We start from the raw sequence: 10,760 nt of genomic DNA on the forward strand, positions 1-10,760 counted from the left end.
GAGATCCTGCACTGGAACCTGGCTGTCGGGCGTTGGGTTCGCCCCGTGGAGGACTATGCGGGCTGCGTGTTGCTGCTGGAAACCTCCGAGGAGATGCCCTCGTCAGTTGAGGTGCAACGAATGCTGCGGAACATGGGTGAGCGCGGCTTGTTGGCCAAATTCCCAGCTGTTGTCATGGCAAAGCCCAAGGCATGGAACACCGACCAGCAACTCAGCGCGCAGGAGCGGGAAAGGTTCCGCGCTGACCAGTGGGAGGCTTTGCGCAGTGTCATGGACACGTACAACCCAGACGCCCTGGTCGTGTTTGGACCTGACTTCGGCCATACCGACCCCCAGTGGGTCTTGCCTTACGGCGGCGTGATGACGGTCGACGGCCCACAACAACGCATACACGTGACGTACTGACCCGGTCGCGGCCGCGCGATGGACGCGATGGAATGGTGCGTCACGTCCTGATTACTTGGAATCGGAAGTCGCGTTGCCCTTGAGTTGGTAGCGACGTTCAGTCCGACGATCGCGGCGCGGCGTACATTGCGTTGATGGCGTCCGCGTACTGCTTCGCGACGACGCGACGACGGATCTTCAGCGTCGGGGTCAGTTCCCCGCCGTCCTGACTGAACGACTGCGCGAGCAACGTGTACCGCTTCACCTGCTCGTATCCGGCTAGCTCACGGGATGCATCAGCAATCCGCTGGTCGTATAAGGCGCGGATCCGCGGGTCGGCCACCAGTTCCTCCCGCGAACCGGAGGAAATGTCGTGTTCGCGGGCGTAGCGCTCGAGCACATCGAAGTCCGGCGCAATCAGCGCCGTCAGGTAACTGCGGCGGTCGCCGATGACCACGATTTGATCGATGTAGAGGTCCGCGCCGAGTTCCCCTTCAATGTGCTGGGGCGCGACATTCTTGCCCTGCGAGGTGATGATCAGATCTTTGATCCGGTCAGTCACCGTGAGGTAGCCGTCTTGGTCGATCGAACCCACGTCTCCGGTCCGTAGCCAGCCGTCCTCGAACGCCGCCGCGGTGTCCTCCGGGCGACCGAAGTAACCCTTCATCACATTCCCACCGCGGACCTGGATCTCGCCGTCATCAGCTATCCTCACCTCGCTGCCGTGCACTGGGAGGCCGACGGTCCCGAACCGGAACCCGCCGGAAGCGTTGCAGGTGAGCATCGCCGTGGTCTCGGTCAGTCCGTAGCCTTGGCAAATCAATATGCCCGCCGCGAAGAAGAACTCCTCGATCTCTGCGGACAGCGGAGCGCCACCTGCGGAGAAGACGTTCTTGGTACCGCCAATCACATCCCGAATCTTCGCGAGCACAAGTCGATCGGCAGCGGCGTGCTCGGCGGCGAGCAATGAATTCACGCGGCCCTTTTCCTTCTTCCGATGCTGGTACTGCCCGCCAACTCGTAGTGCCCACCGGAACATGCTCTTCTTGACGCTCGGTCCGCGGTCGACCTGGTCGAGCACCGTCGCGTGGATCTTCTCGAACAGGCGGGGGACACTGACCATCAGCGTGGGGCGCACTTCGGCCATTGCGGCCACCACGTTCTTCGGGTCGTCCAGGTAGCAGTTCCGCGCACCGCGGTAGAAGACGTAGAAGGACCAGCCACGCTCGTAGGCGTGGCTCAGCGGTAAGAAGCACAGACTCGTGTCGTCGGGGCCGACGTCGAACCGATCGTCGAGGGCGCGCATCTGGTGGAAGAAGTTGGCGTGGGTGAGCTCCACGCCCTTCGGCTCGCCGGTTGTCCCAGAGGTGTAGATGAGCGTTGCAACGTCCTCGGGTTCAGCCGCCAGCAGCCGTCCGGGAAGCGCGTCGAGACAGTCCGACTTGGAGCCTGCGCGCAGGAATGCGGAGAAGTGCACGGACCGATCGTCGGCCAGCGCGACGCTCTCGTCGAAGACGACGATTCGGTGCAGTTGGTCGGTCGCTGCGCGCGATTGCTGCAACTTGTCGTACTGCTCCTGGCCGCCGACGAAGATGACGGATACTCCCGCGTCGCTGATCAAATACTCGGCCTGCGCGGCGGTGCTCGTCGCGTAGAGCGGAACCGACACAGCCGCGGCGGTCAGGATTGCGAAGTCGGCAATCGACCAATCGGGCTGGTTGGCTGAGAAGATGCCGACTCGGTCACCCGACTCAACGCCAACCTCTACGAGGGCGGCAGCCACGGATCGGATGCGCAGACCGAACTCCGTGTAGCTGATCGAACTCCACACCGTGTCGTCGTGGGCGGTGGTTGCCTCGCGGAAGCGCAGCGCCGGTCGGGATCCGAATCTCTCCACGCTCTCGGCGATCATCGCGGCGAGATGGTTTGACGTCATTCGACTCCTCCCAACCAGCCGCAGGCCATGCCCGTGCGGTTTGGTCCTCCAGCTGCTCTTCGATCCTCCCACAACGTGTATGCAACGCCGGGAGGGATTCGGGGCCGGAGTAGTCGCACGGCGTGTGTGCAAGTTGTCCAGTTGAGGGCTCAGGACTTGAGTTGGGATCGATTTCACTCCAGGCTCGGACCATGAAAGATGCAGGTTCGACCAGGCTGTCTGTTGTGAGGGCGCTTAGATCGACGCTGTTCATTACGCTGCGGACCGACGTCGTTCAGCCAACCGCACGCTCCGCAACGCAGGCGGTGCACGACTACACCGGCATCGTGAAAGTTGAGTGGTCACCCGAACGCGGACAGGATGTCGATCTCACTGCGTTGTCCGCGATGACGAATCTCGATGTTGAGGGGTTTGTCCCTGAGGTCGACAGCTTGTTGCCCAAGACCCTCGTGATTCCAGTTGGACGGGGTGAATTCGTGACCGCTGACCTGCAGGCACCGGATTGCTGGGAGGAACTCGACAGCAGGGGGCACGACCTCGGACTCGTGGGAAGGGCACTGCTTGGTGAGGGGTTCGATCTGGCGGAGTTGCGAGCAGCGTTCGAGCTGGTGCATATGCGGGCCGTCATCGTCAACAGTATGGAAATCGACCCCGAATGGCGGGGCGCCAAGCTCGGTTTGCTCGCCACCGAGCTTGCGATCAGAGAGTTGGGCAAGGGCGCTGATGTGGCGGCACTATTCCCGATGAAGCTTGGTCTCGCCGACCTCGCGGAACGGGCAGCCGCGAATCGCGCGCTATCGGGATTTTGGGGGCATCTCGGGTTCGTCGAATTCAACGGAATCATGGTCCGCGACCTGACGCGCTGACACTCGGCCCTAGCGCCGAGGCGCCTCATACCGCCCTGTCCGGCGGGTGAGAATCACGTCCTGATTACTTGGAGTTTGAAGTTCGCATTGCCCTTGAGTTGGTAGCGACGTTCATGCACCGCCTGGTGATGTGCGAGGCAAAGTCCAACGAGGTTCTCTCTGTCGGTACGACCCCCGTTCGCCCAAAAGACGATGTGGTGGATGTCCTGGATGGGCGCTTCACAGTCTGGGAAGCGACAGTGGCGGTCTCGCAGGTCGATCGCCAACCGCAGCTGCGGACTGATGATGCGGGTGCGACGGCCGACGTCAAGCACTTGTGATTTGGAGTCCATCACCACCGGCAGAACAGCACAGTCGCAGGCGAGTCGGCGGGCCGTGGCCGCGGACAGCGAGACTTTGCCGTCGAGATCTGCTGGCTCAACTCCCGCATCCCCCAACTGGGCCCGTAGCGTATCAATCGACGTGGTGACGACCAGGTGCACCGGCACTCCACCGGTGCCAGTGGGCATCTCTGGGTTCGTCAACGCCATCTTGACTAGTTCACGCAGCGCCACCACGTTCGCGGCCGACGAGCGAGGGCGGCCTATCGGCCGGTCGCCAGCAGCGCAGGCGAATGCGGGGCCACGTTTGCGGAACAGCGATTCCGATGTCGCGTTGAGTGCCTCGACGAGGGCCATCCCCGTTTCCATGTCGAGCATGCCTTCCACCGCAACCATGCCGTAGATCGTCGTCGATACATGCAGGTAGGCGTCCGCCGCTTTGTCGACGTAGTCTTCGGCGACCGAAAATGCGTCGACCCGATGAGCCCAGGCATCGACCGCTCGGCGGAATTTGCCAGGGCGAACTTGGCTCGAGAGGGTTGCGAAGATTTGATCCGCCGCCGGCAGTGCTTCCCGTCGACAGCCACTCTTGCCGGTGGCCCGAGCCAGCGTCGACATGTGCTCGATGGTCGTATCGCCAGCGAGGAACACCGCAGCGGTTTCTGGCAATTCATCCATGACACGGCTGACCCCGATCCGCGAGCTGGCCGACTGTGGGCTGGAGCTTGTTGCCACCTCGACCCATGACCGCAAGCTTCGGGAGCCGTCGATCTCCCACTGGCCTGACCTATCGAGAGTCGCCAGTGCGGCAGCTTCCATGGCGTTGACCTGATTGCGGATCCGGGCAAGCTGGGTGACGACCTCGCGAAGCTGAGATGGGTGGAGCTCGTTTTCTGTGGCCTCGGACAGCTCGCGGCTCACGCGGTGCAAGAACGCTGGTTGGCTGCGCTCCAAGGTCTGATCGGATGTGGGAAACACAAAATCACCGCCTTCGAGGGGTAGTCCGCGCGGCCTTCGCGCTACACCAACCAATCCTCAAAGCTGCGGCAACTTTTTCTGCCGAATCGTCATCTGCGTCACGGCCGAGAACTTCTACTCGGCGATCCATCTGTGTGGTTGGTGTAGCTCAACCCTAGCTTCGACCGCAGACAATTGCTCGTACATATGTTCGAATCTCCGTGTGTGTTGGAGCAAGTTTCACACCTGTACCTCGCCTCCCAGAGTCCCGTCACCTCGTCGGCGCGAACGGTGCGATCGGGCCGTGTCAGCCGGTGCGGTGGTTGCGGCAGAGAACGGGTTCGTAGAGTGAATCCATGAGTCCTAGCGTGCAGAAAGCCGCAGTCAACGGAATCGAGATCGCCTACCAGACCTTTGGCGAACCAACGAACCCTCCGATGCTGTTGATCATGGGTCTGGGTACCCAGATGATTGCGTGGCCGGAGGAGTTCTGCAACGACCTCGCTGACCACGGCTTGTTCGTGATTCGCTTCGACAACCGCGACGTCGGGGAGTCGACCCACATCAACGGCGAGCCTGCACCCGGCCTGGCTGATCTGTTGCTCAAGCGCAAGCCGCTGGCCTACCGGATCGAAGACATGGCCGATGACGCCACTGGACTCATGGATGCACTCGGTCTGCAGAGTGCTCACATCGTTGGTGCATCGCTCGGAGGATTCATCGCCCAGACGATTGCCCTGCGAGCACCCAAACGAGTTCGTAGCCTCAGCTTGATCATGACCTCAACCGGCTCTCGCCGCGTTGGCCAGGCGAAGCCGAAACTCCTGTTGCGAATGCTCAAGCGACGCGACGTAGCCGATCGACACGCAGCCATCGCAGCGACCATCGACACGTTCCGGCTGATCGGATCGCAGGGCTACGCCTTCGACGAGGAGCGCCTCAGCGAGATCGCTGGCCAAAGCTACGACCGTGGCTACAACCCCGACGGGTACCTGCGTCAACTCGCTGCGGCGACGCATCAGCCGAATCGAACCAAGGCGCTTGCTGCCGTCGAAGCACCAACGCTGGTGATGCATGGACTCGGTGACCCCTTGATTGCCGTCAGCGGGGGTGTCGCTTTGGCACGGGCCATCCCGGGCGCTCGGTTCGTTGGCTTCAACGGAATGGGTCACGACCTGCCGCGTGCGCTCTGGCCAGAGTTCACCGCCGAGATCCTCGAACTGGCGAACCCCACCGATCAGTCCTGATTCGCGCTCGTCCGCCAACGGTCCGCCAGCAACTTGCCTCCACCAGCACCCACGAGTCATGCTCAACCCGTGCCGCTACCCCCTGACCTACTCGCCGTCGCGAGCGACATCAAGGGGTTCCTTCCCGACGATGAGGCCGCGGCGCTGCACGACGCAGCGGTCGCTGCCGGCGCTGGTACGTGGCTGGAGATCGGCACGTATTGCGGCAAATCGACCGTTCACCTCGGTGGCGCGGCACGTGCGGCCGGCGCCCACCTGGTCACCGTCGATCACCACCGTGGTTCCGAAGAGAACCAGGCGGGTTGGCAGTGGCACGACCCTGACCTCGTCGATCCCGTGACTGGATTGTTGGACACCCTGCCGTCCCTGCGGCACACAGTGTGGCGCGCCGATCTGGCGGATGTCGTTTCGGTCGTCGTCGCAAGCACGCAGCAAGTGGCCCGATGGTGGACAACGCCGTTGCGCTTCCTGTTCTTGGACGGAAACCACACCGAGGCCACGGCGCAGCACGACTACGCGGCCTTCGCTCAGCATGTGGTTGTCGGCGGGACGCTGGCCGTTCATGATGTCTTTCCCAACCCGGCTGATGGTGGCCAACCGCCGTGGCATGTGGTCCAACGTGCCGTCGGCAGTGGCGCCTTCGAACAGATAGGGCAAGTTGGGTCGCTGCGTGTCTTGCGCCGCATCGATGGCGCGCCGTTTGATCAGCCAAGCGGAAGGCAACCTGCCGCAGGCCGGGGTGGCTAGTGAGCTGGGGCCGAGACGCGGCACTGGGCGTCCTCGCGCGAACACGCATCGGCGCTGACGAGCACCCCGGTCGGCAAGTCGGCACCCGCGAAGAGGCGCAGGGTCGACCCGCCAGCAAGTGCATCGCAGGCCAGGACCATGGCGGCGGCCGTCCAAGCGGACCGTTCGACCGGCCACCGAACACCCTCGTCGAAAACGAGGCCAGTCCAATACGAGCCGTCTTCCTCGCGCAGGTGTGACACGTCCTGCAGCAGTGAAATCGCCCGCTGGCGATCACCCATCACCGTGAGCGCGAGCGCCAACTCCGCTGTCTCCGCACCAGTCACCCAGGGTCGGTCGCTGACGCATCGAATGCCGAAGCCAGGAACAACGAAGTCGTCCCATCGGGACTGGAGCAACAGCTGCGCCGCGTCGCCACGAACGGACCCGCCCAGCACCGGGTAGTACCAGTCCATCGAATATCGACTCTTATCGACGAAGCGCTCCCGGTGATGCGCCACCGCGTGGGACAGCGTGCCGGCGGCGAGTTCCCAATCGGGCTGCGGGCTGCCGACGAGTTCAGCAATGGCGATCCCGCACCGCAGTGCCTGATAGGTCGACGCCGAGCCGGTTAACAGTGCTTCCTGCGGTCGCTGGCCGAGCGGACTTTGTCCCCACCCCAGCTCCCCGCCGGGTAACTGCATGTCGACAACAAAATCCAGGGCCCGCGCGACAGTCGGCCACATCGTGTGGGGCAGTTGACGATCGCCTGTCGCTAACCACCATTGCCACACTCCGACCGCGAGGTAGGCGCATTGGTTCGTGTCGACCGAGTGATCCAGGATGCGTGTGCCCGCGTACGACATCGCCCACGAACCGTCCGGTGCCTGGTTGGTACGCAACCAGTCGTAGGCCGCCGCCGCTTCTTCCAGTCGATTGCCCAAGGTCAGCGCCATCGCGCACTCGACGTGGTCCCACGCATCGGTATGACCGTCCGGCCACGGAAGCGCACCGCAGGGATCCTGTATCGACGCAATCGACGACACGGTTCGCTGAAGTTGGGCAGCGCTGAGCACGCCTGGGCAAGCGAGCAGTTCAGGCTGGCGCATGAGCGAGCTCCGGTTTGCGCAGGTAGACCACCAGGCTCTTGCCGATGACTGGGTTGAGGGCGCGCTCGGCGATGCGCGTGGCAGCCGGCGCCTTCGTCATGTCCCACACCAACAAGCGGTGGTACGCCTTCACGAGCTGATGGTTCTGGGAGTGCACCCCGACGGCGCACTTGAGCCACCAGTAGGGCGCGTGCAATGCGTGCGCATGATGGTTCTCGACGTGAACCAGTCCGGTCGCCGTCAACCGATCGGTCAGGACGGTGCCCTTGTAAATCCGAATGTGGCCACCCTCGACTTCGTGGTACTCAGCTGACAGTGCCCAGCAGAGCTTTTCCGGCAACCAACGGGGCACTGAGACTGCGATACGTCCACCGGGCTTGAGCACCCGGAAGAGTTCGGCCATCGCCACCGAGTCCTGCGGAAGGTGTTCCAGAATCTCGGCGGCGACGATCCGGTCGAACGAGTCGTCGGGGAATGGCAATTGGTACGCGTCGCCTCGCACGACTGTGGCGGTGGCTCCAGGCGGAACTTCACCGGCCTCGTCCATGGCGGCGAACATGTCGGCGACGTTGCGCAGTTCGGCGGCATCCATGTCCAATGCGACAACGTCCGCACCCGACCGGTAGAGCGCGAACGCGTGTCGGCCCGCGCCGCAGCCCATGTCAAGCACCCGATCGCCGGGCCCAACGGGGAAGCGGTCGAAGTCAACCGTCAGCATCCGTTTCCCCCATCCAGGCGGGCATTCAGGTGGGCCCGGTACCAAGCCTCGGTCCGCTCGGCAATCGCTGGCCAGGAGTACCGGGCAATGGCGCGTTTGCGGCCCGCTTGGCCCAGTCGCCGGGCCAACGACGGATCGCCAAGGACTCGGGCGATCGCGGACTTGAGCGCATCGGAGTCGTCCGGTGCTACCAGGAGCGCGGCCTCGCCGTCCCCTCCAACGACTTCCGGCAGCGCACCAGCCGTGGTTGCCACCAGCGGGGTTGAGCATGACATCGCCTCGATGGCGGGCAGGCTGAATCCCTCGTACAGGCTCGGGACCACGGCCACCTGCGCTGAACTCAGCAGTGCCACCAAGTCAGGCTCACTCAACCCGTTGACGAATCGGACTGCACCGTCAAGCCCCAGTCGGTGGATTGCCTCGTGGGCGGCGCCGCCCTCGCGGATGGTTCCGACCACGACCAGTTCGACGTCGTTCTCTGTTCGCAGTTTCGCCATCGCCTCCAGCAGCGGCACCAACCCCTTCAGCGGCACATCGGAGCTGGCGGTAGTGACGATTCGGCCGGGAACGCGGGGTGCGGTCGGTGGGACGAAGACGTCGGTCTCGACACCGACTGGAATCACCGTGAGGTTGTGCCGGGCGACGCCGAAGTCATCGACGATGTCGGCAGCTGAGGACTCGCTGACAGTGAGGACTGCGGGCATTCGTTGGACGACCCGCTTCTGCATTCGCAGGAACGAATACCAGCGACGCTTGGGAAGTTGCTGGTGCAGGGGAGTTGCCAGCAAATCCAGCCGCCGATCCACCGTGATCGGGTGGTGCAGCGTTGCCACGACTGGGAACCCATCGCGGGCCAGCAGCAACATTCCGTAGCCAAGGGTCTGGTTGTCGTGGACGATGTCGGGGCGGTCGGAGACTGGCCGAGACTTCAGTAGCTTCCGTGCGCGCAGACTGAAGGTTAGGGGCTCTGGGAAAGCCGCCGTGCACATGAGCCCGAACTCAAGCACGTCGATCGGTGATCGGAACTCGCGCCAATTCGGAACCCGGAACGGGTCGGGCTCACGGTAGAGATCCAGACTCGGCACGGCAGTCAACCGGACACCGTCGTCCAAGTCCGGCAGCGGCGGACCACTGAGTACCTCGACGTCGTGGCCACGGGCGGCCAGCTCACGCGAAAGGTGACGAATGTAGATCCCTTGGCCGCCACTGTGCGGCTTGCTCCGGTACGACAACAGCGCGATCCTCAGCGGTCGGTTGCCGCGGTTTGTCGTACCTGCGCCCAGTGCCTCCGCACGCGCGTGACTCTGCTCGATGCGACCCGTCGCACGGTGGTCCGGCAAGGAGTTTCCCGTCAGTTCAAGTGCCATCATCTCGGTTGCGTAGCTACCCAAAGGTAGCCAACGACGCGCTCGGCACGTGGGTTGAGTGCTTCACGGCCGTGCGCCTCGTCGGCGACGCTCCGACGCTGCGCCAATTGTTGGGTGATGGCGCTGTTGAACCCAGATGGTTGATCTAGGGTCGAAAGTCCCGCACATAGAGCCCTAACAGCCATTCCCAAAGTCGATCAAGTAGGCGTCTACTGGAAGCGGGATTAGTGGCAACCGACCCCAGCCAGGGGTCGACGCGATCGGGAACTGGCGGTACCGTCGCGGTGCATCGGTGCCGACCACGAGAGGGTGTCAATCATGAGTAACGGTGACAAGGCGACAGCAACGGTCGTCGTAGGCGTTGATGGTTCGGAACAAAGCGTGCGCGCGCTGTTGTGGGCTGCCGAAGAGGCGAAGTTGCGCGGCACGTCCCTGCACGCGGTGCAAGCATGGCAGCCACTGGGAGGCGCTTGGGCGTCTCCGGCAGGTGCGGCGCCGGCTAGTGCCTGGAGCCATGAGGACTACGTCGCCGAGACGCTCAGTTCGCTCGACGAATTCGTTTCAGCGACGTTGACCGATTACGCTGATGTTCATGTCCGCAAGAGCGTCGGAGTGGGAAATCCGGTTGAAGTCCTCATCCACACTGCCGAGCAGGACGATGCGCAAATGCTCGTCGTTGGCAGCCGTGGCCAGGGCGGCTTCAAGCGCTTACTGTTGGGTTCGGTGAGCGAGCAGTGCGCCACGCACGCGCATTGCCCAGTCGTGATCATCCATCCAGAGCCGAAGTGATGACCTCATAGAAAAGCCATCGCCACCACAGGGCTCCGCATCCACCAACAAGGGTGCTGTGGCGGGCGCCTTCGATTGGATGTTCCGCAATCGAAAGACCGGCGGGGTAACGATCGGTCAATTTCCCAACCTTCCGCTGGCCATCTTCTTCGTCGCATTCGTTGTTGGTTTGCTACTTGAGGCCCTCGACGCTGGTCAGGGAACGGTTCGCACGGTCGTTGGCGCAATCGGGACTGTCGCCCTCGCATGGTGGGCGTTGGAAGAACTGATTCGGGGAGTCAACCCGTGGCGCCGGATGCTCGGCGCGGGAGCCCTGGTCTTCATCGCGGTCGGACTGATCT

At 63.3% G+C, this 10,760-nt stretch carries 10 protein-coding genes and 1 pseudogene; 6 read left to right on the forward strand and 5 right to left on the reverse strand.

The window, feature by feature from the left end; genetic code table 11:
• On the forward strand, positions 1–405 hold a 405-nt coding region (locus tag KAZ48_08800; protein MBP7972887.1), incomplete at its 5' end, for a hypothetical protein.
• 97 nt (positions 406–502) lie between these two features.
• On the opposite strand, the gene KAZ48_08805 is transcribed toward KAZ48_08800, so the two are convergent.
• Positions 503–2,320: a long-chain fatty acid--CoA ligase gene (locus tag KAZ48_08805; protein MBP7972888.1), complete on the reverse strand. Its 1,818-nt coding sequence runs from the start codon at positions 2,318–2,320 to the stop codon at positions 503–505.
• A gap of 191 nt (positions 2,321–2,511) precedes the next feature.
• On the opposite strand from KAZ48_08805, the gene KAZ48_08810 reads away from it, so the two are divergent.
• Positions 2,512–3,186, forward strand: a complete 675-nt coding sequence (locus tag KAZ48_08810) for a hypothetical protein (GenBank protein ID MBP7972889.1) — start codon at positions 2,512–2,514, stop codon at positions 3,184–3,186.
• A gap of 53 nt (positions 3,187–3,239) precedes the next feature.
• Here KAZ48_08810 and KAZ48_08815 read toward each other — a convergent pair whose 3' ends face one another.
• Complete coding sequence (locus KAZ48_08815) at positions 3,240–4,484, reverse strand: DUF222 domain-containing protein (GenBank protein MBP7972890.1); 1,245 nt, start codon at positions 4,482–4,484, stop codon at positions 3,240–3,242.
• A gap of 335 nt (positions 4,485–4,819) precedes the next feature.
• Here KAZ48_08815 and KAZ48_08820 point away from each other — a divergent pair, with 335 nt between their 5' ends.
• Together KAZ48_08820 and KAZ48_08825 are read left to right on the forward strand one after the other, a co-directional pair.
• Positions 4,820–5,710, forward strand: coding sequence for an alpha/beta hydrolase (locus tag KAZ48_08820; GenBank protein MBP7972891.1), 891 nt, complete (start codon positions 4,820–4,822; stop codon positions 5,708–5,710).
• A gap of 69 nt (positions 5,711–5,779) precedes the next feature.
• Positions 5,780–6,457 carry a class I SAM-dependent methyltransferase gene (locus KAZ48_08825; protein MBP7972892.1) on the forward strand — a complete coding sequence of 226 codons (678 nt, stop codon included), beginning with the start codon at positions 5,780–5,782 and terminating at the stop codon, positions 6,455–6,457.
• 65 nt (positions 6,458–6,522) lie between these two features.
• Here KAZ48_08825 and KAZ48_08830 read toward each other — a convergent pair.
• From KAZ48_08830 to KAZ48_08840, 3 genes and pseudogenes are all read right to left on the reverse strand, one after another.
• A pseudogene (locus KAZ48_08830) lies at positions 6,523–7,545 on the reverse strand (prenyltransferase).
• Positions 7,532–8,263 (reverse strand): methyltransferase domain-containing protein, encoded by a 732-nt coding sequence (locus tag KAZ48_08835; GenBank protein ID MBP7972893.1) that lies wholly within the window; start codon positions 8,261–8,263, stop codon positions 7,532–7,534. Before KAZ48_08835 ends, KAZ48_08830 begins: the two are co-directional and overlap by 14 nt.
• On the reverse strand, positions 8,257–9,510 hold the full coding sequence (locus KAZ48_08840) for a glycosyltransferase family 4 protein (GenBank protein MBP7972894.1): 1,254 nt from the start codon (positions 9,508–9,510) through the stop codon (positions 8,257–8,259). The genes KAZ48_08835 and KAZ48_08840 overlap by 7 nt, the downstream gene beginning before the upstream one ends.
• Before the next feature lie 438 nt (positions 9,511–9,948).
• Here KAZ48_08840 and KAZ48_08845 point away from each other — a divergent pair, with 438 nt between their 5' ends.
• Together KAZ48_08845 and KAZ48_08850 are read left to right on the forward strand one after the other, a co-directional pair.
• Complete coding sequence (locus KAZ48_08845; GenBank protein MBP7972895.1) at positions 9,949–10,419, forward strand: universal stress protein; 471 nt, start codon at positions 9,949–9,951, stop codon at positions 10,417–10,419.
• Positions 10,420–10,477: 58 nt separating this feature from the next.
• Positions 10,478–10,760, forward strand: a 283-nt coding sequence (locus tag KAZ48_08850) for a hypothetical protein (GenBank protein ID MBP7972896.1), incomplete at its 3' end; no start/stop codon positions are given.

This window comes from Candidatus Nanopelagicales bacterium, assembly GCA_018003655.1.
In the GTDB taxonomy this organism is placed as follows: domain Bacteria; phylum Actinomycetota; class Actinomycetes; order S36-B12; family UBA10799; genus JAGNDY01.